The sequence below is a fragment of the Novosphingobium sp. 63-713 genome, assembly GCF_001898925.1.
Taxonomy (GTDB): Bacteria; Pseudomonadota; Alphaproteobacteria; order Sphingomonadales; family Sphingomonadaceae; genus Novosphingobium.
Genome location: NZ_MKVS01000027.1, coordinates 109120 through 135000 on the forward strand (window position 1 = coordinate 109120; position 25881 = coordinate 135000).

General features: G+C 64.3%; 22 protein-coding genes. 11 read left to right on the plus strand and 11 right to left on the minus strand.

Annotation, left to right across the window (positions count from 1 at the left end):
* Positions 1-29 precede the first annotated feature (29 nt).
* Entirely contained in the window at positions 30-1079 is a 1050-nt protein-coding gene (alr, locus tag BGP00_RS14555; RefSeq protein WP_292691150.1) for an alanine racemase, read from the minus strand.
* A gap of 157 nt (positions 1080-1236) precedes the next feature.
* Between alr and BGP00_RS14560 the strand changes: the two genes are divergently transcribed.
* Genes BGP00_RS14560 through BGP00_RS14585 form a run of 6 tightly spaced genes read left to right on the plus strand, consistent with a single transcriptional unit; the run spans position 1237 to position 11257 of the window.
* Positions 1237-4596: a DUF2126 domain-containing protein gene (locus BGP00_RS14560; RefSeq protein WP_292691148.1), complete on the plus strand. Its 3360-nt coding sequence runs from the start codon at positions 1237-1239 to the stop codon at positions 4594-4596.
* A gap of 1 nt (position 4597) precedes the next feature.
* Positions 4598-7081, plus strand: a complete 2484-nt coding sequence (locus tag BGP00_RS14565; protein ID WP_292691147.1) for a circularly permuted type 2 ATP-grasp protein — start codon at positions 4598-4600, stop codon at positions 7079-7081.
* A gap of 7 nt (positions 7082-7088) precedes the next feature.
* Complete coding sequence (locus BGP00_RS14570; RefSeq protein ID WP_168603700.1) at positions 7089-7973, plus strand: transglutaminase family protein; 885 nt, start codon at positions 7089-7091, stop codon at positions 7971-7973.
* 54 nt (positions 7974-8027) lie between these two features.
* Positions 8028-9635, plus strand: a complete 1608-nt coding sequence (locus BGP00_RS14575) for a SulP family inorganic anion transporter (RefSeq protein WP_292691145.1) — start codon at positions 8028-8030, stop codon at positions 9633-9635.
* Positions 9636-9654: 19 nt separating this feature from the next.
* On the plus strand, positions 9655-10272 hold the full coding sequence (locus BGP00_RS14580) for a ParB-like protein (protein WP_292691143.1): 618 nt from the start codon (positions 9655-9657) through the stop codon (positions 10270-10272).
* Between the two features lie 7 nt (positions 10273-10279).
* A complete protein-coding gene (locus BGP00_RS14585; protein ID WP_292691141.1) occupies positions 10280-11257 on the plus strand; it encodes a quinone oxidoreductase in 978 nt (325 codons plus the stop codon).
* A 235-nt stretch (positions 11258-11492) separates the two neighbouring features.
* Here BGP00_RS14585 and BGP00_RS14590 read toward each other — a convergent pair whose 3' ends face one another.
* The 4 genes from BGP00_RS14590 to BGP00_RS14605 form a co-directional block, all read right to left on the minus strand.
* Positions 11493-12125, minus strand: coding sequence for a LysE family translocator (locus BGP00_RS14590; protein ID WP_292691139.1), 633 nt, complete (start codon positions 12123-12125; stop codon positions 11493-11495).
* Complete coding sequence (locus tag BGP00_RS14595; RefSeq protein WP_292691137.1) at positions 12122-12646, minus strand: DUF4337 family protein; 525 nt, start codon at positions 12644-12646, stop codon at positions 12122-12124. Before BGP00_RS14595 ends, BGP00_RS14590 begins: the two co-directional genes overlap by 4 nt.
* 78 nt (positions 12647-12724) lie before the next feature.
* Positions 12725-14095 (minus strand): class II 3-deoxy-7-phosphoheptulonate synthase, encoded by a 1371-nt coding sequence (locus tag BGP00_RS14600; RefSeq protein WP_168603704.1) that lies wholly within the window; start codon positions 14093-14095, stop codon positions 12725-12727.
* A 245-nt stretch (positions 14096-14340) separates the two neighbouring features.
* Positions 14341-17226, minus strand: a complete 2886-nt coding sequence (locus BGP00_RS14605; protein ID WP_292691134.1) for a M16 family metallopeptidase — start codon at positions 17224-17226, stop codon at positions 14341-14343.
* Positions 17227-17363: 137 nt separating this feature from the next.
* Between BGP00_RS14605 and BGP00_RS14610 the strand changes: the two genes are divergently transcribed.
* From BGP00_RS14610 to BGP00_RS14630, 5 genes are all read left to right on the plus strand, one after another.
* A complete protein-coding gene (locus BGP00_RS14610; RefSeq protein ID WP_168603706.1) occupies positions 17364-17939 on the plus strand; it encodes a NifU family protein in 576 nt (191 codons plus the stop codon).
* Positions 17936-18628 carry a tRNA (adenosine(37)-N6)-threonylcarbamoyltransferase complex dimerization subunit type 1 TsaB gene (tsaB, locus tag BGP00_RS14615; protein ID WP_292691132.1) on the plus strand — a complete coding sequence of 231 codons (693 nt, stop codon included), beginning with the start codon at positions 17936-17938 and terminating at the stop codon, positions 18626-18628. Before BGP00_RS14610 ends, tsaB begins: the two co-directional genes overlap by 4 nt.
* A 21-nt stretch (positions 18629-18649) precedes the next feature.
* Entirely contained in the window at positions 18650-19126 is a 477-nt protein-coding gene (locus BGP00_RS14620; RefSeq protein WP_292691130.1) for a GNAT family N-acetyltransferase, read from the plus strand.
* 172 nt (positions 19127-19298) lie between these two features.
* Positions 19299-19742, plus strand: coding sequence for a MucR family transcriptional regulator (locus tag BGP00_RS14625; protein WP_168603707.1), 444 nt, complete (start codon positions 19299-19301; stop codon positions 19740-19742).
* A gap of 115 nt (positions 19743-19857) precedes the next feature.
* Complete coding sequence (locus BGP00_RS14630) at positions 19858-20286, plus strand: Fur family transcriptional regulator (RefSeq protein WP_168603708.1); 429 nt, start codon at positions 19858-19860, stop codon at positions 20284-20286.
* A 37-nt stretch (positions 20287-20323) separates the two neighbouring features.
* Here BGP00_RS14630 and BGP00_RS14635 read toward each other — a convergent pair whose 3' ends face one another.
* The 6 genes from BGP00_RS14635 to BGP00_RS14660 form a co-directional block, all read right to left on the minus strand.
* A complete protein-coding gene (locus tag BGP00_RS14635; protein WP_292691128.1) occupies positions 20324-21316 on the minus strand; it encodes an aldo/keto reductase in 993 nt (330 codons plus the stop codon).
* Between the two features lie 264 nt (positions 21317-21580).
* Complete coding sequence (locus tag BGP00_RS14640; RefSeq protein ID WP_168603710.1) at positions 21581-22531, minus strand: Gfo/Idh/MocA family oxidoreductase; 951 nt, start codon at positions 22529-22531, stop codon at positions 21581-21583.
* Between the two features lie 59 nt (positions 22532-22590).
* A complete protein-coding gene (locus BGP00_RS14645; RefSeq protein ID WP_168603711.1) occupies positions 22591-23433 on the minus strand; it encodes a class III extradiol dioxygenase subunit beta in 843 nt (280 codons plus the stop codon).
* Between the two features lie 11 nt (positions 23434-23444).
* Complete coding sequence (ligA, locus tag BGP00_RS14650; RefSeq protein ID WP_292691126.1) at positions 23445-23891, minus strand: protocatechuate 4,5-dioxygenase subunit alpha; 447 nt, start codon at positions 23889-23891, stop codon at positions 23445-23447.
* Between the two features lie 55 nt (positions 23892-23946).
* Positions 23947-24972 carry an amidohydrolase family protein gene (locus tag BGP00_RS14655; protein ID WP_292691124.1) on the minus strand — a complete coding sequence of 342 codons (1026 nt, stop codon included), beginning with the start codon at positions 24970-24972 and terminating at the stop codon, positions 23947-23949.
* A 6-nt stretch (positions 24973-24978) separates the two neighbouring features.
* A complete protein-coding gene (locus BGP00_RS14660) occupies positions 24979-25818 on the minus strand; it encodes an NAD(P)-dependent oxidoreductase (protein WP_292691122.1) in 840 nt (279 codons plus the stop codon).
* Positions 25819-25881 lie beyond the last annotated feature (63 nt).

Below are 25881 nucleotides of genomic sequence, written 5' to 3' on the forward strand. Positions count from 1 at the left end.
CGCGGGCCGTCCGCCCGCGCCGGATCGCATCAGCGATAGATGCGCTGATACCGCGCGCCCAACTGGGTCAGGATTTCATAGGCAATCGTGCCTGCCTCCTGCGCCACGGCCTCAATCGGGCGATGCGGGCCGATGATCTCGACCAGTTCCCCCTCGGCCAGCGCGCCCTCGGGCAAGGCGGAGGCATCGACCACCGTCACATCCATCGACACCCGGCCCACGATGGGCAATGTCGCGCCCTGCGCCCACACCGCGCCCCGGTCCGACAGGCTGCGCGGGAAACCGTCGGCATAGCCGACCGAGAGCAGCGCCAGACGCGTTTCACGCGGGGCATGCCATGTCTGGCCATAGCCCACGCCGGTCCCGGCGGGCACGGTGCGGGTTTGCAACACGCGGGCCTGTAATCCCACCACCGGGCGGAACGGCTCGGTTCGCCCATCGGCGGGTTCGGCGCCATAAAGGCACAGGCCTGCCCGCACCAGATCGCCATGCCAGGCCGCGCCCAATTGCACCCCGCCCGAATTGGCAAAACACCGCGCCACACCCGGAAACAGTGCAGCGGCCGCCTCAAACCGCGCCAATTGCGCGGCATTCTCGGCCCGATCGGGTTCATCGGCGCAGGACAGATGGCTGATAATCGCCAGCAAGGGCACAGCGCCGCGAAATTCCGCATCGCCCGCCAATACGACCGCTTCTTCAAAACCAAGCCCATGGCGCGCCATGCCGGTATCGACCTGAAGCATCGCCGGGCGGCAAAAAGCCTGCCAGCGCCGCGCCTGTGCGATACTGTTCAGCACCGGCGTGATTCCCGCATCGGCGGCAAAAGCCTCTCCCCCCGGATGCAGCCCGTTGAGCACCGCCAGCAAAGCGTCATCCGGCACCAGCGCACGAATGGCCAGCGCCTCGACCAGATTGGCAACAAAGAAAGCGCGGCAACCCGCCGCTGCCAGCGCCGGGACCACCTGCGCCGCGCCCAGACCATAGGCATCGGCCTTGACCACAGCGGCGGCCCGCGCGGGCGCAACCTCGCGCGCCACGCGGCGCCAGTTTTCCACCAATGCATCAAGATCGATTGTCAAAACCCCCGGCGCGGGGGCCATTTGCGCCTGCACTTGCCTGTCACTCCAGTTGCACGCGCCCTGCTGGACCACAGGGGGGCAAAGCGCAACCGGCTTTGTTGACAAGGCCCGCAATTCCATATTGCAGCGCACAAACCTTTCGCGCACACTCCCGTTCATGATCACAGCTGGCCTGCACCACCTCACCCGCTATCGCTACAGCAAACCGATCCGTTTGGGGCCGCAGGTGATCCGCCTCCGCCCCGCGCCGCACAGCCGGACACAGGTGCCCAACTATTCGCTGAAGATCAGCCCGGAAAACCATTTCCTCAACTGGCAGCAGGACCCGCATGGCAATTGGCTGGCGCGGCTGGTGTTTCCCGATCCGGTCGATCATTTCAGCATCGAGGTCGATCTGCTGGCCGATATGGTGGTGATCAATCCCTTCGACTTCTTTGTCGAGGATTATGCCGAGGAACGCCCCTTTGCCTATGATCCGGCGCTGAAAGAGGATCTGGCCGCCTATTTCGATGTCGAACCGCAAGGGGCCCTGTTCGAAAAGCTCTATGAACGCTTTGCCGATGTGAAGCAGCGCACGGTCGATTTCCTCGTCGATGTGAACATGGCGGTCTATCAGGCGGTCAATTACGTGATCCGCATGGAGGCCGGAGTCCAGGAACCGGAGGAAACGCTGGAGGTCGGTTCGGGATCGTGCCGCGATTCGGCGTGGTTGCTGGTCAATCTGCTGCGGCGGCTGGGTTTTGCCGCGCGCTTTGTCTCGGGCTATTCGATCCAGATGACGCCCGATGTGATCCCGGTCGACGGGCCGAAGGGCGTCTCGCAGGATGTCTGCGATCTGCATGCATGGGCCGAGGCCTATGTGCCTGGCGCAGGATGGATCGCGATGGACGCCACCAGCGGCATGCTGGCGGGCGAAGGACATATCCCGCTTTGCGCCACGCCGCATTACCGATCCGCCGCGCCGATCAGCGGGCTGGCCGAACCGGCCGAGGTCGATTTCCATTTCGAGATGGGCGTCCACCGCATCCATGAAGCGGTGCGCATAACCAAGCCCTTTACCGACGAACGCTGGGACGCGGTGCTGGCGCTGGGCGACAAGGTGGATGAGGACATTGCCGCGCAGGACATGCGCCTGACCATCGGGGGCGAGCCAACCTTTATCGCAGACGGCGATTTCGAGGCGCCCGAATGGAACAGCGACGCCGTCGGCCCCACCAAGGCCGCCTATGCCGACCGGCTGATCCGCCGCCTGCGTGATGAATTCGCGCCCGGATCGCTGCTGCATCACGGGCAAGGCAAATGGTATCCGGGGGAAAGCCTGCCGCGCTGGGGCTATTCGATCTATTGGCGCAAGGATGGCGTTCCGGTGTGGCGCGATGCGACGCTGATCGCGGGCGAGACCTTGCCGCGCGAAACGCCCCCGCCCGAGGTGGCACCGCAAAGCGCGGAGCAGGTGATGCGCGGCATTGCCGCCACGCTGGGTGTGGATGAGGAATTTGTTCAGCCGGTCTATGAAGACGCGGTGGAATGGATCGTGCGCGAGGCGCAATTGCCCGACAATGTGGCCCCCGATGATCCCGAACTGGAAAATCCGGAGGAACGCGCCCGCTTCATGCGCACGTTCCAGCGCGGCCTGAACAAGCCGGTCGGCTATGTCCTGCCGGTCCAGCGCTGGTGGCAGGCGGCGCATCAGCCGATCCGGCGCTGGCGGTCGGAAAAGTGGCGGCTGCGGCGCGGGGCGCTGTATGCTGTGCCGGGCGATGCGGCGCTGGGCTATCGCCTGCCGCTTTCCTCGCTGCCCCATGTGGCAGCCTCAGACTATCCTTTCATCAACCCGCAGGACACCGCCGCGCCGCTGGCGCCTTTGCCCGATTTCTATGGTCTGGCGGCCGAGCGCGAAGCCGCCGCCCGGACGCAGGGCGCGTTTCAGCGCGTATCGGATGCCCCCGGCCAAGCCAGCGGCAACACCTATGTCGAACAGGTCGCCATCGAAGGCGTGGTGCGCACCGCCATCACGGTCGAGGCGCGGCGCGATCACCTCTGTGTCTTTATTCCCCCGGTCGAAACGCTGGAGGACTACCTCGACTTGATCGCCACGGTCGAGCATGTGGCGCAGGAAAGCGGGCTGCCGGTGCGGATCGAGGGCTATCCTCCGCCCGCCGATCCGCGCCTGATGGTGCTGAAGGTCACGCCTGACCCCGGCGTGATCGAGGTCAATATCCAGCCCTCGGCCTCTTGGCGCGAATCGGTGCACATCACCGAAACGCTCTATGATGTCGCGCGCGAGGTCGGGCTGACGGCGGACCGTTTTATGGTCGATGGCCGCGCGGTGGGCACCGGCGGGGGCAATCATATCGTGCTGGGCGGGCCAAGCCTGCTCGACAGCCCGTTCATCCGCCGCCCCGATCTGCTGAAATCCTTCGTCACCTATTGGCAGCGGCACCCCTCGCTCTCCTATCTGTTTTCGGGCCTGTGCATCGGCCCGACCAGTCAGGCCCCGCGCATCGACGAGGCGCGCCATGACGGGCTGTACGAGCTGGAAATCGCGCTGGCGCAGGTGCCCGGCCCGGACCAGCCGCAACCGCTAGCATGGGTGGTGGATCGCCTGTTTCGCAATCTGCTGGTCGATGTGACGGGCAACACCCATCGCACCGAGATCTGCATCGACAAATTGTTCAGCCCCGATGGCCCCACGGGCCGCCTCGGTCTGGTCGAATTTCGCGGTTTCGAGATGCCGCCAGACGCGAAAATGAGTCTTGCCCAGCAATTGCTGATCCGCGCGCTGGCCGCTTGGTTCTGGCGCGAGCCGCAGGGCGGGCCGCTGGTACGCTGGGGCACGCAATTGCACGACCGCTTCATGCTGGGCCATTTCGTCTGGGCCGATTTCCTCGATGTGCTGTCGGATCTGCGCCGCGCAGGCTATGATTTCGACCCCGTGTGGTTTGAGGCCCAGCGCCAGTTCCGCTTCCCCATCCACGGGACGACCGAAGGCGGCGGGGTGCAATTGGAAATCGCCCATGCGCTGGAGCCGTGGAATGTGCTGGGCGAGACGGGTGCGATCGGCGGGACGGTGCGCTTCGTTGATTCCTCGACCGAGCGTTTGCAGGTGCGCGCGACTGGTTTGGTGGCCGGACGCCATATCATCACCTGCAACGGCCGCCGCATTCCCATGAACCCCACCGGCACGCCGGGCGAAGGCGTGGGCGGCGTACGTTACAAGGCGTGGTGGCCGTCTAATTGCCTCCATCCCATGCTGCCGCCCCATGCACCGCTGACCTTCGACATCTATGACACATGGAACCATCGCAGCCTTGGCGGCGCTGTCTATGAGGTCGCGCATCCGGGCGGGCGCAATTACGATACAGTGCCTGTCAACGCATTCGAGGCCGAGGGGCGGCGCAAGGCGCGCTTCTTCGACATCGGCCATACGCCGGGGTTTCAGCCCGCACCCGCACAGGAGTGGCACGGCGAATTTCCGATGACGCTCGACCTGCGCCGCCCCGGCTGGCTGGGGTAACTTGGCCACCCGTGCGCCCCGCAAGGCCCAGCCGGTGGACTGGCTGAAGGACTATCCGGTCGACGTGGATGCGGGCGACCTGTTTCGCCATGCCCCGCCCGAGGTCGCCGCCAAATGGCGGATGATGGCGGACGGGCTCCATACGCTGGCGCAGGATTCGGGCCTGTCGGCGCAGGAATTGCTGGCGCGCCAAATCGCCGACATGGGCATGAGTTTCCGCATGACCGGCGATGCGGAGGAGCGCAGCTGGCCCCTGACGCCGATGCCGCTGATTGTCGGCGCGCAGGAATGGGCCAAGGTCGAGGCAGGGCTGATCCAGCGTGCGCGCCTGCTCGAAGCTGTGGTGGGCGATATTTACGGCCCGCAGGATCTGGTCCGTGAAGGACATATCCCCGCCGCCGTGGTTGCGGGCAGCCGCTATTTCGCCCGCGCGATGGGCGGGGTTCTGCCGCGCCGGGGCCATTATATCCATGTCTATGCGGTCGATCTGGCGCGCGGGCCGCACGGGCAATGGCGCGTGCTGGGCGACCGGCTGCGGCTGGCCAATGGTGTGGGCTATGCGCTGGAAAACCGGCTGGCGCTTTCGCGCGGGACGGGGTCGCTGCTCTCGGACATTCACGCGCGGCGGCTGGCGGGCTTCTTTGGGCAATTGCGTCAGGGGCTCTCGGCCGATTGCCCCCGCGAATCGCCGCGGATCGCGCTGCTGACGCCGGGGCGGTTCAACCAGTCCTATCCAGAACAGGCCCATCTGGCGCGCTATCTTGGCTTTCCTTTGGTCGAAGGGCGCGACCTGTCGGTGATCGACGGCAAGCTTTATGTCCGCACTATCGGCGGGCCGAAGCGGGTCGATGCGCTGTGGCGCTGGATCGACACTAATTCGCTCGATCCGCTCAATTTCGATGCGCGCTCGACGATTGGCGTGCCCGATCTGGCTGATTGCTGGACCGGCGGACAAGTGGCCATGGCCAACTGGCCTGGCGTCGAGGTGGTCGAGGCGCCCGCCTTTGCCGCCTTCCTGCCGCGCCTGTTCCAAACCCTGCTGGGCGAGGACCCGCTGCTGCCCAATGTCGCCACATGGTGGTGCGGGGGCGAGGCCGAGGCGGATCTGGTGCGCGGGCGGCTGGATGAATTGATGGTGGCTCCCGCCTTTGGCCAAAGGGTCGAGGGGCTGGCCGCGGTTCAGCCCGCCCATGGCGCGCAATTGACGCCCGAGGCGCGCGAGGCCCTGCTGGCGGCCATGGCGCGCCGCCCGATGGATTATTGCGCGCAGGAAATCATCAACCTGTCCACCACGCCCGCGCTGATCGACGACCGGTTCGAGCCGCGCCCCTTCACACTGCGCGCCTTTGTGGCGCGCGGGGCCGATGGCGAATGGGTGGTGATGCCGGGGGGCTTTGCCCGCCTGTCCTCCTCGGGCAAGATCGCCTCGACGCTGATGGGCGAAGGCGATCTGTCGGCCGATGTCTGCGTGGTGGACGAGGCCGATGAGGAGCGTTTCAGCCGCGTCACCCTGACCGGCGCGCCCGCGATCCGGCGCGATGGCGGCGTCTTGGCGGCGCAGGCGGCCGACAATCTGTTCTGGTTCGGCCGCTATGGCGAGCGCGCGGAAATGACGGTGCGCGTAGTCCGCTCGATTCTGGGCGGAGGGATCGAAGTGGATGCGGGGGCCAGCGGCCATCCCGAGGTGCGCGCAAGGCTGGTGGATCTGCTGGCCAATTGGGGCGCGCTGGCGCCCGATCACAGCGCACTCTCGCCCGCCGAGGCATGCCGCGCGGCGCTGGTGGAACAGGGCCTGCCGGGCGGGGTGGCCGCGCTGCTCAACACCCAGCGCAATGTGGGCCAATCGCTGCGCGACCGTTTCGCGCCTGATTTCTGGCGGATCGCCAGTCGGCCTTTGCCGCTGCTCGATTCGCATCGGCCCGGCGTGCTGCTGCGCATGGCGCGGGAGCTGATTGAACGTTTCGCCGCGCTTTCCGGCCTTGGCGCGGAGGATATGGTGCGCGGGCCCGCATGGCGTTTTCTGGACATGGGGCGTCGTATCGAGCGCGCCCTTTCGCTGTGTCGCATCGCACGCCAATTGGAAGGCGCGGGCGAGGAGAGCGACCGGCTCAACACTCTGCTCGACATTTTCGACAGCCAGATCACCTATCGCTCGCGCTATCTTTCGGCGCCGCTGCGCGATCCGGTTTATGACCTCCTGCTGCTCGACCCCGACAATCCGCGTAGCCTTGTCCATCAGGTGCAGGCCATTGAGCGCCATATCGCCGCCCTGCCCTCACTGCGCGAGGATGCCTTGCCCGAGGCGCCGCTGCGCGAGGTGCGCGCGGTGCTGGCCCCTCTCATCAGCCTGACGGTCGATCAATTCGACGGACAGCGCATGGCCGAGATCGAATTGCGGCTTCAGGCGCTCTCGGATTCGATTTCCGCGCGCTATTTCCTGCAATTCGATGCGGCGGTCGCGGGCCGCACGCCGCTGCAAGGCTGACCCTTTCATGCGCTATCGCATCCATCATACCACCAGCCTGCGCTATGACGGCGTGGTGCGTCTGGCGCGGCTCAACCTGCGGTTGAAACCGGCGCTCTGGCCGGGACAGCGGGTGGAAAATTTCGCACTGAAGCTCGACCCGCCCCCCGCCGAGATCGAGGCCGGGGATGGCCCGTGGATCGTCCACCGCCACCGCGTGATCCTGCGCGAGGCGCTTTCAGAGCTGAGCATCGAAAGCCGTTTCGATATTGAGGTGAGTGAACCGGCCCTCTCGCCCGATGACGCAGGCGCCCCCGATATTGGCAGTATCCGCGCCGCTGCGCTGACGCTGCCCGATCTGTCGCCGATGGGCCCGGCCTCTTACCTCTTCGCCTCACCCATGGCCCCGCCATCGACCGCGATTGCCGAGTGGGCCGCCCCCTTTTTGGCCGCCGATCAAAGCGTGCTGGCCGCAGGTCACGCATTGATGAAGGCCATCCATGAGAGCTTTGCCTATGACGGCACGGCAACCAGTGTAACCACCACCGCTCAGGACGCCTTTGAACAAAAGCGCGGCGTGTGTCAGGATTTCGCCCATGTGATGATCGTGGCTGCGCGGGCGCATGGCATTCCGGCGGCCTATGTCAGCGGCTATCTGCGCACGCTGCCCCCGCCGGGCCAGCCGCGTCTGGTGGGGGCCGATGCGATGCATGCCTGGGCCGCGCTGTGGTGTGGTCAGGCCATCGGCTGGGTCGGTTTTGATCCCACCAATGACGTGCTGGCCGGGACCGACCATATCTTTGTCGCCATGGGGCGCGATTATGCCGATATCGCCCCGATCGACGGCGTGTTTCTGGGCGGCGCGGGGCAAAACCTGTCCGTGTCGGTCGATGTCGAACCGGTGGAAGACTGATGCACGCGGCTTGACTTGCATGATGCCGGGTCCATGCATAGCGCGATGGAGAGCATGCCCAGACGCGATCTGTTGACCGGCCTTGGCCTTGCCGGATTGCTCCTGCCCGAAGCGGTGGCCTATGCCGGGATGGCAGGGTTGGCGCCGGGACGGGCGATTGTGGCGGCGGTGGCGGGCGCGCTGGCCTATGCGGTGGTCGGGCGCAGCCGATATGCGGTGATTGCGCCCACATCTTCGTCGGCGGCCATTCTGGGCGCGGCGCTGATTGGGCTTTCGGTCGAGGGCTTGGGCGATAAGGGCGCAGCGGCCACAGCGCTGGTGGTGATGACAGGGCTGATCTTTGCCGCGCTGGGTGCGTTCCGGCTGGGCAGTCTGGCCGGTTTCATCTCGCGGCCTGTGCTGCGCGGCTTTGCGATGGGACTGGCGGTCACGATCATGGCGCGCCAATTGCCGCATCTGTTGGGGATCAGCGTGCCGGGGGCGCCGATGTGGCGGCTGCTGGGCGAAATCGCCATGGCGCTGCCCCGCACCAACTGGCCCAGTCTGCTGCTGGGGCTAGGGGCGCTGGCGGCGCTGCTGGCGCTGCGCCGAGCGCCGCGTTGGCCCGGATCGTTGATGGTGATCGGCGGCGGGCTGTTGCTGGGCTGGTGGCTGGACCCGGCGGCATGGGGCGTGGCGCTGGTGGGTCAGGTGGCTCTGACATGGCCCGATTTCGCGCTGCCGCCCTTGGCGCTGCTGCCGCGTCTGGCCCAGATCGCCGCGCCGGTCGCGCTCATTCTGTTTGCCGAAAGCTGGGGGACGATGCGCAGTCTGGCCCTGCAGAATGGCGACCGGGTCGATGCCAACCGCGAGCTGAGCGCGCTGGGGCTGGCCAACTTGGCCGCAGGGCTGGCGCAGGGCATGCCGGTGGGCGCGGGCTTTTCGGCGGCCAATGCCAATGCCTCGGCGGGGGCGCAGAGCCGATGGGCCGCGATTGTGGCGGCATTGGCGCTGCTGGGCCTCGCGCTGTTTGCCGCGCCCGCCATCGGGCGGATTCCCGAGCCGATCCTTGCAGCCGTGGTGATCGCCGCGCTGACCCATGCACTCCATCCCGCTCCGATCCGGCGCCTGTTTCAGATGCGGCGCGATGGCTGGGTGGCGGTGGCCGCCGCGGTCGGCGTGCTGGCGCTGGGGGTACTTAACGGGATGCTGGCGGCGATTGCGCTGTCCATCGCCATGCTGCTCTATGATCTTGCCCATCCCTCGATCAGCACGCTGGGCCAGGTGGGCGATAGCCATGATTACGTGGATATTGCCCGCCATGACGATGCCCGCGTGCCCGCCAATATCGCGCTGTTTCGCCCCAATGCGCCGCTGTTTTTCGCCAATGCGGAAAGCGTGCTGAACCTGATCGCGGCGCGGGCGGCGGCATCGGGCGCGCCCGTGGTGGTGCTCAGCCTTGAGGAATCGAACGATCTGGACGCGACCGCCATCGACGCGCTGGGCGAATTCGTACTCGACCGGGCGCAGCATGGGCAGCGCGTGCTGCTGGCGCGCGCGCATGACCGGGTGCGCGATGTGCTGGTGGTGGCGGGCATGGCGCAACTGGCGCAGGATTCGACATTTTCGGTGGCCGACGCCGTGGCGCGGGCGGGGGCATCATGGCAGGATAGCGCCGTCTGAGGAAAAGGAGAGCCCGATTATGGCCATGAACCACCCGGTCCAGCCGGTCCTCAATCCGGTCCGGCTGCGCGATCTGCGCCCGACGCAAATGACGGTGGGCATGGCCGAAGTGCGCGACAAGCAGCAGCATTGGCGTGAACAGAAAGAGGCCGGACAATGGCTGGGCCAGCATCTGATCCCGGTTGTGCATGGTCCGGGCGACACATGGTGGGTGATCGACCATCACCATCTGGCCCGCGCGCTTTATGAGGAAGGCGTCGAGGAAGTGCTGGTTTCGGTCGAGGCGCGGCTGGGCAAGCTGAGCAAGAAGCGGTTCTTTTCAGTGATGGACTATAACAACTGGCTCCATCCCTATGATGACAATGGCAAAAGGCATGACTGGTCGGATCTGCCGCGCCATGTGGGCAAACTGGCCGATGATCCGTTCCGATCGCTGGCAGGCGCGGTCCGGCGCGGGGGCGGCTATGCCAAGACATCGACGCCCTATGCGGAGTTTTTATGGGCCGATTTCTTCCGCGACCATATAAAACGCGACAAGCTCGAAGAAAATTTCGTCGCCGCGCTGGCCAAGGCGCTGAAATTGGCCAATAGTCCCAAAGCGGCCTATCTACCAGGCTTTGCCGGTCCGGAAGGATGATGACACGATGAAAGCTCTGCAAGCCTATTTCGCCCAGACCGGCGGGCCTGAAGTTATCCGCTGGCACGAAGTCGATCTGCACGAGCCGGGCCCCGGCGAAATCCGCGTGGTGCATGAGGCGGTGGGGCTGAATTTCATCGACACCTATTATCGCTCGGGCCTCTACCCCTGCCCGCTGCCCTCGGGGTTAGGCAGCGAGGCGGCAGGCGTGGTCGAGGCGGTGGGGTCGGATGTGGCGGCCTTCAAGCCCGGCGACCGCGTGGCCACCTTTGGCCCGGCGCTGGGCGCTTATGCCACGGCGCGGATAACGCCCGCCTCGGGATGGTTCCGCATCCCCGATGGCATCAGCGCGCAAACGGCGGCGGCGGCCATGCTCAAGGGCTGTACGGCCGAATTTCTGGTCGAGCGCGCGGTGGCATTGAAGGAAGGCGAATGGGCGCTGGTGCATGCGGCGGCGGGCGGCGTGGGGCAGATCCTCGTGCAATGGCTTCATGCGCTGGGCGTGCGGGTGATTGGAGTGGTCGGGTCCGAAAGCAAGGCGGCCATGGCCAGCGAGGCCGGGGCCGAAACCGTTCTCCTGTCCGGCTCGCCCGATGTGGCGGCGCAAGTGCGCGAGATCACCGGCGGCATCGGCGTTGCGGCCAGTTTCGACGGCGTGGGCGCGGCGTCTTGGCCGGTGTCGCTGGCCTCGGTCCGGCCGCGCGGCACCATCCTGTCCTTCGGCAATGCCAGCGGGCCAGTGACAGGGGTGGCGCTGGGCGCCTTGGCCTCGGCGGGCTCGCTCTATGTCACGCGGCCTCGGCTGTGGGACTATTACGCCACCCCGGCGGAGAGCGCAGCGGGCGTGGCGCGCCTCTTCGAAATGCTGGAGAGCGGCGCGGTCAAAGTGCCGGTGGGGCAAAGCTTTGCCCTGACCGATGCCGCCGATGCCCATCGCGCGTTGGAGGGACGCCAGACGGTAGGAGCGAGTGTTTTGGTGCCTTGATGGGGTTTGATGGGGGGGTCAGCAAGAGGCCTCCGGCGGGCAAAGGGACTCGGTCCCTTTGCAATCCAGTTACGATCAATGTTGAGGCTCGGGGCAAACTGGCGCAAACTTACCGCGCCGCAGGCTATTAAACCGCTTCGCGGAATAGAGCGACAAAGCCAATCAAGTGCCATCCATTAACGGGATTGCAAAGGGCCCCCGCCCCTTTGCCCGCCAGAGGCACCCTCCTAAACCCTCAAGCCTTCTGCGACCGCAACAGCATGGCGCCAAAGCCAACAAACACCGTGCCCGTCACGCGGTTGAACCAGCGCTGGGCGGCGGGGCGCCGCAACCATCCGGCAAGACCCCTGCCGCCGACGGCATAGGTAAAGTAGCAGAAGGTCTCGATCACGGCGAAGGTGCCGATCAGGATGGAAAGCTGGATCGCCTTGGGCTGCGCCGGGTCGATGAACTGGGGCAGGAAGGCGGCGGCGAAGAGCAGCGCCTTGGGGTTCGAAATGGCGATGGTAAAGCCCCCGCGATAGACGGCCCAGCGCGAAAGGCCGGGGCGTTCAAACTCGACCGCTTCCTCGGCCTCATCGGTAACGGGCGCTCGCCATGCCTTGATGCCCAGATAAACCAGATAGGCCGTGCCCACGAGCCGCAGCACCTCGAACGCCCCGGGCAGCGCGAAGAGCAGCGCGGTCAGGCCAAGCGCGCTGGCCGTCATCATCACCACCAGGGCGCTCATGCAGCCAGCCATGGCCGGAAACGACCCACGCAGGCCCAGCTCGACACTGCGGCTCATGATATGGAGCATGTTCGGCCCCGGCGAGGCGCTGATGAGAAACACGGTGAGGCAATAGAGCCCCCAGAGATGCAGGTTCATGCCATTACTCCCCCCAAAACACCCAAGGCCGCCAGAGCGATTCCGGCAAGACCGAGGCCCGCACCCAACCAAAGGAATAGCCGGGCCGCCATGATCTGCGACAAGGCCAGCAACAAAATGCCCAGCAACAGCGCGCTTTCGGCCAGACCAAGCTGGCCGCTGCGCTCCGCCGCAGAGGATGCCTCCGCCCGCAGGCCCGCGATCCGCGTGGCGATGGCGTCAATGCCGGGCGCGCGCGGACCGCCCGGCTGAGCGCTCAGCTTGCCCTGACGCAGCACCGCCGCCTCGCCCAAGGCGCCTGCGCGCACGTCGCCGTCCAGCCCGCCTTGATTGGCCTGCGCAATCAGCATCGTCTCACGCGCCTTCATCGCCTCGACCATCGTGGTGGCGTCTGCCGCGGCAAGAGCGGCCTGAATGCCCTCGCGCTGCGCCGAAAGCATGGCGATATGGATGATGCCCGAAAGCACCACGGCCAGCACGATCAGGGCAACACTCAGCGGAGAGGATTTCGTCTCTGTCATATCCGTGACTTAGCCGGGTGGCGGAAAAAAGAAAGGGGGCCGTTCTGGCCCCCTCCCCTTTGGTTCGGATCGGCCGGATCAGGCGGCCGCGCGGCGCTCCTGCGCCTCGCTGTTCAGTTCCTCGGCCAGCAGGAAGGCCAGCTCGATCGACTGCGCACCATTGAGACGCGGGTCGCAATGCGTGTGATAGCGATCAGCCAGCGACGCATCGGTCACATCGATCAAACCGCCCGTGCATTCGGTCACATTCTTGCCGGTCATCTCGATATGGATGCCGCCCGCGTGGGTGCCTTCGGCGCGATGCACGGCGAAGAAGTCGCGCACTTCCTTGAGGATACGCTCGAACGGACGGGTCTTGTAGCCGCTGTCCGACTTGACGACATTGCCGTGCATCGGATCGGACGACCACACCACCGGATGACCCTCGGCCTTCACCGCGCGCACCAGAGCGGGCAGATGAGCCTCAACCTTGTCATGGCCGAAACGGGCGATCAGCGTGATACGGCCGGCTTCGCGCGCCGGGTTCAGCTGATCCAGCAGACGCAGCAGCAATTCAGGCGCCAGCGACGGCCCGCACTTCACGCCGATCGGATTGCCCACGCCGCGCAGGAATTCGACATGCGCGGAATTGTCGAAGCGCGTGCGGTCGCCAATCCACAGCATATGTGCCGAGCAGTCATACCATTCGCCGGTCAGCGAATCCTGACGCGTCAGCGCCTGCTCATAAGGCAGCAGCAGCGCCTCATGGCTGGTGTAGAAATTGGTGCCCTGAAGCTGGGGCACGCTCTGCGGATCGACGCCGCAGGCCGCCATGAAGTCCAGCGCCTCACCAATCTTGTCGGCCATGGCGCTGAAACGTTCGCCCCAGGGGCTATGGTCGAGATGCTCAAGCGTCCACTTGTGCACCTGGCGCAGGTTCGCATAACCGCCGCTGGCAAAGGCGCGCAGGAGGTTGAGCGTTGCCGCACTCTGGCCATAGGCCTGAAGCATACGGTTCGGGTCATTGCGGCGCGATTCCGGCGTAAAATCGCTGCCGTTGATGATGTCGCCGAAATAGCTGGGCAGCTCCAGATCGCCCAGCTTTTCGGTCGGCGCGCTGCGCGGCTTGGCGAACTGGCCCGCGATGCGGCCCACCTTGACCACCGGCTGCTTGCTGGCGAAGGTCAGCACGACCGCCATCTGCAGCAGCACGCGAAACGTGTCGCGGATCGCGTTGGGGTGGAATTCGGCAAAGCTTTCCGCGCAATCGCCGCCCTGCAGCAGGAAGCCCTTGCCCGCCGACACCTTGGCCAGCTCAGCCTTGAGCGCACGCGCCTCGCCCGCAAAAACCAAGGGGGGAAAGTTGGCCAGCGTCTGCTCCACCCGGCCGAGTTCTTCGGCGTCCTGATACACGGGAAGGTGCCGCGCCTCGCGGGTCTTCCAGCTTTCCGGGGTCCAGTTGCTTGCCACTTTTCCTTACTCCACACGCCGCATCACACTACGGCCTTGACGAAAGATGTACCATTTAGTACATACTACGAAACAGATCCTGTCCTCTGCCGTGAATCCCAAGATGTGATTCTGCCTGGCGCCAGACAAGGTTGCTGCCCATACAGGTCTATGCGGCGCATGGATAGCCGCTCTTTTCGATCAGATTGAACGGAAATTCCCGCGATGGAGAGCATGAATGCCCCCATCGCAGGCAGAATTTCGGCCTATTTACGCTCCGGCACAATCGCCAGACGGAAAGCGCGATCCTTGACCAGCCAGCGCGCCGCCAGCGCCTGAAGCTCCTCGGGCTTCACATTGACATAATCGGCCATCAACCCGCGCACCTGCGCATAGCGGCGCGGGTCCTGCGTGGCGCCCTCGATCTGGCTCATGAAAAAGGCGGTGCTCGACGAGGCGCGCGCCACCTGCTGACGCAGCGGCTCGGTCACCAGCGCCAGTTCGCTGGCCGGGATCTTGCGCGTGGCCAGATCCGCCGCGATCCGGTCCACCGTTTCAAAGAACAGCGGCACCATCTGCGGCGTCACCTGCGCGCTGGCAGAGAGCGTGCCGCCGCCGGGCAGGTCGATGGGCCAGTCGGCCGACACCTGCGGCGCATAGGAAGCCCCGCTCTTTTCGCGCATCGCGGCCAGCAGGCGGTTGGCAAAGACCTGGCTGAGCACTTCGAGATGGCGGCTCTCGCTCAGCCCCTCGACCCCGCCGCCGGTCGGCCATGTCACCACGGCGGCGGCCTGATTGGCATCGCCCTCATGGGTGACAACCACCGGCTGCGCGCCGGGCCGGGCAAAGGCATAGCCCTTGGTCGTGGCCGGTTGCAGGGGCCCTCGCGGCGCCAGCGCGCCAAAGGTCTTTTGCAGCGCTTCCATGCCCTTGGCGCTGTCGAAATCGCCAAACACCTGCACCTCGATCGGCCCCTGCGCCAAAATCGGCGCCCAGACCTGACGAAAGCCCTCAGGCGTCACCTTGTCCAATTGTTCCGGCGTGGGCACGGCAAAGCGCTCGTCATTGCCGCGCTGCAGATAGCGCAGGTCGCGCTCCATCACCCCTTGCGGGCTGGCGGCATAGGAGGAAAACTGGATCTTGCCCGCTGCGCGCGCGCGCAGCAAGGGCCCCGAATCCCAACGCGGCATCGCAAATTTGGCGGCGAACAGATAGAGCTGATCCTCCAGATCCTCCGCCCGCGTTTCGCCGGTAAACTGGAACGAGCCGTCATCGATACGGAAATCGAAACCCAGCTTGCGCCCTGTCGAAATCCGGTCCAGCTCCTCCTGCCCCAGCGGCCCCTCGCCCGAGCTGACCAGCGCCAACTGGCCCAGCGTGGCATAGGCATTGTCGGTGGGCTTGAACGCCTGCCACCCGGCGCCAAAGCGGACCTTGACGATTACCCGGCCCGGATCATCCTTTGTAGGCCAGAACTGCGCCTTCACCCCATTGGCAAAAGTCAGCTCCTGCACATCCAGCATACCGGTCGGGCGTACCTCGGGCGGGGCCGAGGGTGCGCCGATAGCGGGCAATTGCGCAAAGCTGATCGGCTTTTGCGCGGCGCGGGCGCGTTCATCGGGCACCGCCTTGGTCAGCAGCGCAGCGCGCAGATCCTGCGGACTGGCCTCGCTCTTGTCCGGCGTGACATAGAGCGAGCGGATCACCCTGCCGGCAAACAGGCTGCGCGCGTGCTGCTGCACCGCCTGCGGGGTGAAAAGCGGCATCGACTGCTTGAAAATATCCTGCACCACGGCCGGAGAGGCGACCGTCTCGTGAATATCGACCGCCTGCACCAGATCATCGGCCAGCTTGCCGCCCGGAAGCAGGGCGCGCTGCTGGACCTGCGATTCGAAAACCACATTCATTTCGGCAGCTTCGCGCGCGATGTCCTCGACGCTGGGCGGGCGGTCGAGCATATCGGCAATGATCCCGCGCACCTCCGACAGCGCCCCGCGCCAATTGCCGTCCAGCGGCGAGACGGTGACGAAAGTGCCATCGACCGAGCGCGATTCATTTTCCTGATCGACCCGCGCCGAGAGGAAATTGCCGCCCGAACGCGCCCGCGCCTCCAACCGGCGGTTGAGGATCGCCAGCGCCAGCTGATCCAGCATCAACCCTTGGTTATAGACCACCGTATCCTGCTTTTCATGCCAGGGGCGCAGCACGGCATAGATCAGCGAACGCGGCACGGTCGGCTCGATCAACACTTGCGCGGCGCCCACCGGATTGGCCGGATCGGCGCCCGCAGGCGTGGTGGGCTCGCCGAAATCAGGGTCGGGCGTGGCCGGTCCGCTTGCCTTCCACTCGCCAAACCATTTGGTCACCAGCGCAGCGGTCAGGCGCGGATCGGCATCGCCCGCCACCACCACCGTCACCTTTTCCGGGCGATACCAGCGCTGGTGAAAGGCGCGCAATGCGTTCTGGCGCGCACCGTTGATCGTTTCGACATCGCCCACCGTGACATGCGAGGCCAGAGGCTGCCCCTCGGCCATCAGCTTGCGCATGGCGATCATCAGGCGTTCGGCCGTGCCGCCCCTCTCGCGCTTTTCCGCCAGCACGATGGGGGCCTCGATACGAATATCGTTGTCCGACAGGTTGGGAGCGAACACCATGCCCGAAATCAGCTTCATGCTCTCATCCAGCGTGGCGGGTGAGGCATCGGGCAGGTCGATTTTGTAGGTGGTGGCCGTCGGTGTGGTTTCGGCATTGGTGTCGCTGCCGAATGTCGCGCCAAGGCGTTGCCAGGTCGGGATCGCCGCGCCCTGGGGCAGATAGCGGCTCTGGCGGAACACCAGATGTTCGATCAGATGGGCAAATCCTGCCTCCTGCGGCTTTTCATGCATCGCGCCCACATCGACGCGCACGCGGATCGACACCTGCCCAGGCGGGACCTGATTGTTGCGCACCGCCCATCGCACGCCATTGTCCAGCACGCCGAAATACCATTCGCGATCATGGGGCACATCGCTGCCCTTATAGAGCCATGGCGCATCCTGTGATGGCAAAGGCGGCAGCACCGAGGCGGTGCGGGCCGAGGACGTCTGAGCGCCGATCAGCGCCAGCGAGATGACAAGCGAAAGCAGGCGGGGGGCGCGGGAGAAATGGCTCATAATCCAAGCTATAGGGAGGCCCATCCTTAAAGGCCAGTGAACAGCGACCACTTTACATCGTCAAAACTGCAACATTTGCCTGACAAATGGCTTTTCCACCCTTGTCGATACCGGCCAACGCTCCTAAATCAGCGCGCATGTTTATCGAGACGGAAACCACGCCCAATCCCGCCACGCTCAAGTTCCTGCCCGGGCGGCAGGTCATGGTGGCCGGAACCCGCGAATTTATCGATGAGGAACAGGCCGAAGCCTCGCCGCTGGCCGCTGCGCTGTTCAGCCTTGGCGACGTCACGGGCGTGTTCTTCGGCCGCGACTTCATCTCGGTCACCGCCGGGCATGGCGCAGGGTGGAGCGATCTCAAGCCGCAGGTCGTGGCCATGCTGCTCGACCATTTCATTTCCGAGGCTCCCCTGTTTGCCGCCGGAACCGCCGCCGGCATCGCCGTCCCGGCTGAGGAGGACTTCCCCGGCGACCGCGAAGAGGATGCCGACATCATCGACCAGATCAAGGATCTGATCGAAACCCGCATTCGCCCTGCCGTTGCCAATGACGGCGGCGATGTGGCCTATCGCGGTTTCCGCGATGGCGTGGTGTTCCTACAGATGCAGGGCGCCTGTTCGGGCTGCCCCTCATCCTCGGCCACGCTCAAGAATGGGATTGAAAGCCTGATCAAATATTACGTGCCCGAGGTGACCGAGGTTCGCGCGGCGTGAGCCTGGCAGTGTCGGGGCCTGATCCGCGCATTGGGCGCTGGCTGGCCATTGAATGCACGACCGAGGCCTGCTCTGTGGCGCTGTTTCAGGATGGCGGGCTCGTGGCGGGCGAATACCGGCAATTGGGGCGCGGCCATGCCGAAGCGCTGGTGCCGATGATCGCCGCCTTGCCCGAACGCGGGCGGGCCGGAGCGATTGCTGTGGGTCGCGGACCGGGCAGTTTTACCGGATTGCGTATCGGCCTTGCCGCCGCGCGGGCGCTTGGGCTGGCGTGGAACGCGCCGGTTTACGGCTATCCCACTTTGGCGCTGATCGCGTCCATGGCGCTTTTGCGTGAGCGTGGTCCGGTGCGCGTGGCCACCACCGGCGGCCATGGGGAATGGTTCACGCAAAGTTTTGATGCCCAAGGGCGCGCCTTGGATGATCTGCTCTCGCAGCGCCCGGAGGCCGCGATGGCCCATGGCGAGGCGCTGGTCGCGGGCAGTCAGGCCGAAGCGCTGCTGGCCGGGCGGCGGGCGACGGGCGGCGCGGACGGACTGGCGCTGGCACTGTGGCCCGATGCGCGCGCGGTGGCGGGGTTGAACCCGGCCCATTTCTCCCACGATCTCACCCCGCTTTACGGCCGCGCGCCTGATGCCCGCCTTCCGGGCGGGCGCCTGCCCGATACGCCCGCCGTCTCCGCCGCCTGATTCGCAGGATTTGCTAAAGCCATGATGCCCAAAGACGATGTTGACCGCATCATGGAGGTCATGGACGCCGCCTTTGAACCGTTTTGGGGCGAGGCGTGGAACCGGATGCAGATCGAAAGCGCGCTGGCGATCGGCAACACGCATTACTGGCTGATCGCGCCCCATGGCGCCGCGCCGGAGGAAGGCGAGGATGCGGCCGGTTTTGCGCTGGTCCGGCAGATTTTCGATGAGGCCGAACTGCTGCTTTTTGCCGTTTCGCCCCAGTGGCGCCGCCGCGGCCTTGGCGCCAGATTATTAGTCAGAGCATTAGACGACATGAAAAGATCGGGCGTCCGCAAGGTGATGCTTGAAATGCGGCGCGGCAATCCGGCCGAAACTCTTTATCGCGCCACAGGCTTCGTTCCGGTGGGCCTTCGACCTAAGTATTACCGTTGCGCCGATGGTGAGAGGATTGATGCGGTCACATTTTCCTTTCCCGTAGATGAACAGAACAACTGATTGAGCCGAAAAAAGGCGTCATTCCAATGTATGTTCAAATTTTCTAATTCTGCATCTTGAATAATTCTTGAAATCGTCGCAATAGAGCCTGGTGCAGCTGGGATGGAGCTGCATAAACAAAACAAACAAAAACAGACAATCGGGTCACAAGCAAAAGAGAAGGCTACATCCCATGAGCACGATCGAAGTCGATTCCAAGGAAACCCTCATCACCCTGACGTCGGACATTGTTGCCGCGCATGTCAGCAACAACAGCGTCAGCGTTGAGGAAGTTACCGCCCTCATCACCAATGTTTTCAATGCCCTGTCGGGTCTTGGTCAACCTTCGGCTCCGGTGGAAACGCCGCCCGAACCGGCTGTCTCGATCCGCGCTTCGGTCAAGCCCGATCACATTGTGTGCCTTGAAGACGGCAAGAAGCTCAAGATGCTCAAGCGCCACCTGGCGACTCACTACAATCTGACCCCGGAACAGTATCGCGCGCGCTGGAACCTGCCCGCCGACTATCCGATGGTTGCCCCCAACTATGCCGAAAAGCGCCGCGAGCTGGCCAAGTCGATCGGCCTGGGCCGCAAGCCCAGCGTGAAGCGCGGCCGTAAGCCCAAGGCTGCTGCCTGAGGCGACCGGCGATACGGGGCTTTTGCCACCGTTTATCACCGCATAGCAGGTTGAAGTTTTGCCCTGCCGGCTCCATAGTCGGTAGGGCAAACCTTTTTAAAGACACGGACCCCCAGTGCATCAGCAAATCGACATCGAAACCCTTTGCCAGCAGCGCGGCCTGCGCATCACCGAGCAACGCCGCGTGATCGCCAAAGTGCTGTCGGAGAGCGACGATCATCCCGATGTAGACCAGCTGCACGCGCGCGCAACGGCGGTCGATCCGGGCATTTCGATTGCCACGGTCTATCGCACGGTGCGCCTGTTTGAAGAAGCGGGCATTCTGGACCGCCACGATTTCGGCGATGGGCGCGCCCGCTATGAGGCCGCGCCCGAGGCGCATCATGACCATCTGATCGATGTGGAAACCGGGCATGTGATCGAATTCGTCGATCCCGAGCTGGAAGCACTGCAGCGTCAGATTGCCGAGAGGCTGGGCTATCGTCTGGTCGACCACCGGCTCGAACTGTTCGGGGTCAAGCTGGAACGCGAAACCAAAAAGTGAAGAAAAGGGCGGGGTCCAATCCCCGCCCTTTCTTTATTCAGACAAATTCCTCGGTATCCATGGTCGCCTGCATCGCGGCGGGATAGCGCGGACCGGAAACGGTGTGCTGGTTGATCAGCCCGTCCAGCTCGGCCTGCGTGGCCTGCGAAGGGCGCCAGTCAGGACGCTGGACGTTCTCGCGCAGGTGATCCGGGTTGGTCGTCCCGGGGATCACATGCACATGATCGCCCCGCGAAAGCACCCATGCCAGCGACAATTGCGCAGGCGATACCCCTTCCCGCCCGGCAATGGCGTTGAACGCATCGACCAGCGCGAGGTTCTTGGGCCAGTTTTCGCCATTGAAGCGCGGATGCGTGCGGCGCAGATCCTTGTCCTCCAGCGCCGAGGGCTCGCGCACCCCATTGGCCAGCACCCCGCGCGCCAGCGGGCTGAACGCCACCAGCGCCACGCCCAGCTCACCGCAGGCCTGCAGCACCCCCAGTTCGGGGTTGCGGGTCCAAAGCGAGTATTCGGTCTGAACGGCGGTGACGGGGCAGACGGCATGAGCTTTGCGCAACGTGTCCGCGCTCATTTCCGACAGGCCATAGCCGCCAATCTTGCCAGCTGCGATCAGATCGGCCATCGCGCCCGCGCTCTCCTCGATGGGAACGGTAAAATCACGGCGGTGCATGTAATAGAGGTCGATATGGTCGGTCTGGAGCGCCTTCAGGCTCTTTTCCACCTCGGCCTTGATCGTCTCGGGCTTGCAATCGACATAGCGGCGCTGACCATCGGCAATCAGGCCCATCTTGCTGGCCAGAAAGAATTCCTTGCGCCGCCCCTTCAGGGTTTCGCCGATCAGTTCCTCATTCTTGCCGCCGCCGTAAAGCCGGGCTGTGTCGAGATGGCCATAGCCCAGATCGAGCGCCAGATGCAGCAGCTTGGCGGACTCTTCGGGCGGCGGCGGCGCGGCATAGGCCCAGCTGACATTCATGCAGCCAAGACCGATGGGATTCACATCCTTGCCACCAAGTTTGCGGGTGATGGGCATTGAAGAGGTCCTTATTCAATGGCGGGTTTTATGCCTCCGGCGGGCAAAGGGACTCGTCCCTTTGCAATCCCATTACCGGGTTTGTCGAAGGGACGGCATTGGAAATGACATGATATGATAAAAGCCTGCGGCGCGGCGAGGTTACACTCGATAGCGCCGCAGGCTTTTACATTTCAACGCCGCGTCCGACACGTAAGGCCGAACCATAAACGCAACTAAGACAGTAACGGGAGCGCGAAGGACGAGTCCCTCGCATCATTCCACTTACTTCTTCATCGCATTCAACTGCACTTCCAATTCGCCCAGCACGCGATAGCAATCGAGCACCTTGCCCACCGAAGAGTTCGGCTCGCGGCCTTCGCGGATAGCGGCGATGAATTCGCGGTCCTGCAATTCGATGCCGTTCATCGACACGTCGACCTTCGACACGTCGATGGCGTTTTCGCGGCCATCGACCAGATCGTCATAGCGTGCGATATAGGTGGCGGTGTCGCCGATATAACGGAAGAAGGTGCCCAGCGGGCCGTCATTGTTGAAGGACAGTGAGAGGGTGCAGATCGCGCCCGACTCGGCTTTGAGCTGGATCGACATATCCATCGCGATGCCCAGCGTGGGATGATAGGGCCCTTCGATGGCATTGGCGGCGACAATCTTGCCCGCCTGATAGGCGAACAGGTCAACCGTATGCGCGGCATGGTGCCAGAGCAGGTGATCCGTCCAGGAACGCGGCTCGCCCTTGGCGTTCATGTTGCTGCGGCGGAAGAAGTAGGTCTGCACATCCATCTGCTGGATGTTGAACTCGCCCGCCGTGATCTTGTTGTGCACATACTGGTGGCTGGGGTTAAAGCGGCGCGTGTGGCCCACCATGCAGGTCTTGCCGGTTTCCTGCGAAACCTTGAGCACTTCCTGCGCATCGGCCCAGCTGTCGGCCAGCGGGATTTCGACCTGCACATGCTTGCCCGCCTTCATGCAGGCGATGGCCTGCGCGGCGTGCATCTGGGTGGGGGTGCAAAGGATCACCGCGTCCACATCATCACGGGCCAGCGCATCATCCAGTTCGGTCGAGCTGTGCTTGGCGCCATACTTGGCGGCAACCGCAGCGGCCTGTTCGCCGGTGCGGCTGATGATCGAGGTGATTTCAACGCCGTCGATATTCTTCAGGCCATCGAGGTGCTTTTCGCCAAAGGCGCCGGCGCCGGCAAGGGCAATACGCATGAGAGGATACTCCGTGATAGGAATGGCCGGAGCGCCATGCAGCGCCCCGGCATCGGGAATTACTCGGCAGGTTCCAGCACGATATGGCCGATGGCCGTATTGCTGCACGGGATATGGTAATGGCGGTGAAGGGTTTTCACCTTCTTGCCCATCGCGCCGCGCATGATCAGCCACATCACCATTTCAATGCCTTCGCTGCCGGTTTCGCGCAGATATTCGATATGCGGGATATGGCGCACATCGTCATTGTCGCTTTCCAGCATGTCGAGGAACTTGTTGTCCCATTCGCGGTTGAGCAGGCCCGCGCGCGGTCCCTGAAGCTGGTGGCTCATGCCGCCAGTACCCCAGATCTGGACGTTGAGATCTTCCGGGAAGCTCTCGACCGCCTTCTTGATCGCCTCGCCGATCGCCCAGCAGCGGTTGCCCGAGGGCACCGGATAGGTCACGACGTTGACGGCAAAGGGGATGACCTTGCAGGGCCACTTTTCAGGCTGACCGAACATCATCGAGAGCGGCACGGTCAGACCGTGATCGACATCCAACTTGTTAAAGATGGTCATGTCGAAATCGTCGAGGATCAGGCTCTGGGCAATGTGCCATGCCAGATCGGGGTGCCCCTCGACCTCAGGCACCGGGCGCGGGCCCCAGCCCTCGTCGCAAATGCCGAAACGCTCGCCGCAACCGATGGCGAAGGTGGGCACGATGTTCATGTCGAAATAGCTGGCATGGTCATTATAGACCAGCACGACGACATCGGGCTTTTCAGCCTTTTCCCATTCGCGCGTCCAGTCATAGCCACGGAAGATCGGGCCGAAATAATCGTCCTTTTCCTTGCCCTGATCCACGGCCACGCCCAACAGGGGCACGTGGCTGGAGCCGACACCGGCGGTAATCTTGGCCATCTTCTCTCCCCTTAGTTTTTCTGAGCGGCCGCGGCGGCGGCGGCAAGATTTTCGCGGATCGAACGGTTGCCCTCGGGGCTGCGTCCGCCATCCAGCATCATCTGGCGATATTCGGGCCAGGTCATGTCGGTCATCGTGCTGCATGCCTCGGCAAAGGGAATGCCGTCGGCCGAAAACAGCTTCGACAGGTAATAGACGTTGCCGCCCAGCTTGAGCAGCGCATTGTAATCACGGCGCAGGAGCGCCTGCTTGCCTTCCTCGGAAATATCCCATTCGTCCAGATAGGCGCGCTCGTCCTTCTTGAAACGCTCGCGGTTTTCCGGCTTCATCATGCTCATGGCGAACTGGTTGATCCAATAGCCACGGCGCGCGCGCGCAGCGGTATAGACCAGCGTGCCGGGAATATCGTCGAATTCGGCCAGATATTCGTGAATATTCTGTGTGGGGTTCTCAGCCATCTTCATTCTCCCAAACCCGTCCCCGCCCGGCACGCCGGACGGGGCAGATCGTTGATTACAGGCCGCGCGCCTTCAGCTTGGCGTCCAGACGCGGGAACACACGGCGGGCATTGCCCTCGAAGATGGCGTGGCGTTCGGCATCCGAAATCTCCAGCGCATCCACATACCGCTTGGTGTCGTCGAAATAGAAACCGGTGGTGGGATCGATCCCGCGCACCGCGCCCACCATTTCCGACCCGAACAGGATGTTCTTGTTGTCGATCACATCGGCCAGCAGATTGATGCCGGGCTGGTGATAGACGCAGGTGTCGAAAAAGATGTTGTTCATCAGATGGGTGTCGAGCGACGGCTTTTTCAGCATGTCGGCAAGGCCCCGATAACGGCCCCAGTGATAAGGCACAGCGCCGCCGCCGTGCGGGATGATGAAGCGCAGCGTGGGGAAGCGGCTGAACAGATCGCCTTCGAGCAATTGCATGAAGGCAATCGTGTCGGCCGCAATGTAATAGCCGCCTGTGGCATGCATCGCCGGGTTGCACGAACCCGAAACGTGGATCATCGCCGGAACGTCAAGTTCGACCATCTTCTCATAGAAGGGGAACCAGTATTCGTCGGTCAGCGGCGGATGCTTGAAATAGCCGCCGCCCGGATCAGGATTCAAGTTGCAGCCGATAAAGCCCATCTCGTTGACGCAGCGCTCCAGCTCCTTGATCGAGTTGGTCAGATCCGCCTCAGGCGATTGCGGCAACATGCAGACCGGCTCGAACACGCCTGGGAACAGATCCACCACGCGCCCGATCAGATCATTGCAGGCCTGCGCCCAGGGAACGGCCACGCTCTGATCGCCGACATGCGGGGCCATCGCGCTGGCGCGGGGCGAAAAGATGGTCAGGTCCGCGCCGCGTTCCTTGATGAGGCGAAGCTGGTTGGCCTCAATCGTCTCACGGATTTCATCGTCGCTGATCTTCGGATAGGCCGGAGCAGCAACGCCGGCCTTGAAGGCGGCCTTCTGTTCCTCACGCCACGCGTCATGCCCCTTGGGCAGAACGGTGTAGTGGCCATGACAGTCAATAATCAGGCTCACGGGGGTTTACTCCTTTCCCTCGATCAATCTCTCTTTACGGCCCGCCATGTCGCGCTGGCGCAGAACGGTGCCGTTGGTCATCATCGGCTCGATGCCAAGCCCGGTCAGGGTCTTGGCCGATTCCTCCATCTCGGCGGCGCGGCGGGCGCCATGCGTCACCATCCGCTCGATGTTATAGGCCGCACGTTTGGCCCAGGGCCAAGCCTTCTCGCTGGCGTCCAGACTGGAGAGCACCTCATCGACCACCCCCGCTTCCTGCGCGGCCAGCATCATTTCGGCGGTCAGCGCCTCGATGCCCTTGACCATGACGCTGCGGATCATCTTGATCGCGGATGCCCGGCCCACTTCATCGCCCACGATGCGGATATTGTTGAAACCGGCCTCGCGCAGCATGGCTTCGGCCCGCCCCGCCTCACGCCCGGCCAGCAGCAGCGGCACATTCAACCGCGCCGGATCGACCGGGGCCAGCACCGCGACATCGACATAGCAGCCGCCAGCCGCTTCGATTGCGGCGGCGGCTTCGCGCTTGGTGCCCGGCGCCACGGAATTGCAGTCGGCCCAGATTGCGCCCTTGGGCAGGAATGCGGCATAGTCCTGCGCGGCGGGCAACGCGCTGTCGGCCGTCACCAGCGAGAGGACCATCGCACGCCCGGCCAGAGCCTCCTGCGCATCGCGCGCCACCATCAGCCCGTCCTGCGCGGCCAGCGCCAGCCTTTCGGGGCGCACATCCCACACACCGGCGCGCGCATTGCCGCCCGCCCCGTCCGCTGCCTCACCCCAGCCGCCCGCACGGGCAAAGGTGGAGCCTGCCTCGCCATAGCCGATCAGGGATATAGTATGTGACACGAACGAATCTCCTTATCCCTACAGCCATGCCGCCAAGCCTCGCGCGCGCACCAATCGAAAGGC

Coding starts and splice junctions, on each gene's coding strand:
- BGP00_RS14560 (WP_292691148.1), top strand. CDS start 1,237: ATGATCACAGCTGGCCTGCACCACCTCACCCGCTATCGCTACAGCAAA.
- BGP00_RS14570 (WP_168603700.1), top strand. CDS start 7,089: ATGCGCTATCGCATCCATCATACCACCAGCCTGCGCTATGACGGCGTG.
- BGP00_RS14575 (WP_292691145.1), top strand. CDS start 8,028: ATGCCCAGACGCGATCTGTTGACCGGCCTTGGCCTTGCCGGATTGCTC.
- BGP00_RS14580 (WP_292691143.1), top strand. CDS start 9,655: ATGGCCATGAACCACCCGGTCCAGCCGGTCCTCAATCCGGTCCGGCTG.
- BGP00_RS14585 (WP_292691141.1), top strand. CDS start 10,280: ATGAAAGCTCTGCAAGCCTATTTCGCCCAGACCGGCGGGCCTGAAGTT.
- BGP00_RS14590 (WP_292691139.1), bottom strand. CDS start 12,125: ATGAACCTGCATCTCTGGGGGCTCTATTGCCTCACCGTGTTTCTCATC.
- BGP00_RS14595 (WP_292691137.1), bottom strand. CDS start 12,646: ATGACAGAGACGAAATCCTCTCCGCTGAGTGTTGCCCTGATCGTGCTG.
- BGP00_RS14605 (WP_292691134.1), bottom strand. CDS start 17,226: ATGAGCCATTTCTCCCGCGCCCCCCGCCTGCTTTCGCTTGTCATCTCG.
- BGP00_RS14610 (WP_168603706.1), top strand. CDS start 17,364: ATGTTTATCGAGACGGAAACCACGCCCAATCCCGCCACGCTCAAGTTC.
- BGP00_RS14620 (WP_292691130.1), top strand. CDS start 18,650: ATGATGCCCAAAGACGATGTTGACCGCATCATGGAGGTCATGGACGCC.
- BGP00_RS14625 (WP_168603707.1), top strand. CDS start 19,299: ATGAGCACGATCGAAGTCGATTCCAAGGAAACCCTCATCACCCTGACG.
- BGP00_RS14635 (WP_292691128.1), bottom strand. CDS start 21,316: ATGCCCATCACCCGCAAACTTGGTGGCAAGGATGTGAATCCCATCGGT.
- BGP00_RS14640 (WP_168603710.1), bottom strand. CDS start 22,531: ATGCGTATTGCCCTTGCCGGCGCCGGCGCCTTTGGCGAAAAGCACCTC.
- BGP00_RS14645 (WP_168603711.1), bottom strand. CDS start 23,433: ATGGCCAAGATTACCGCCGGTGTCGGCTCCAGCCACGTGCCCCTGTTG.
- ligA (WP_292691126.1), bottom strand. CDS start 23,891: ATGGCTGAGAACCCCACACAGAATATTCACGAATATCTGGCCGAATTC.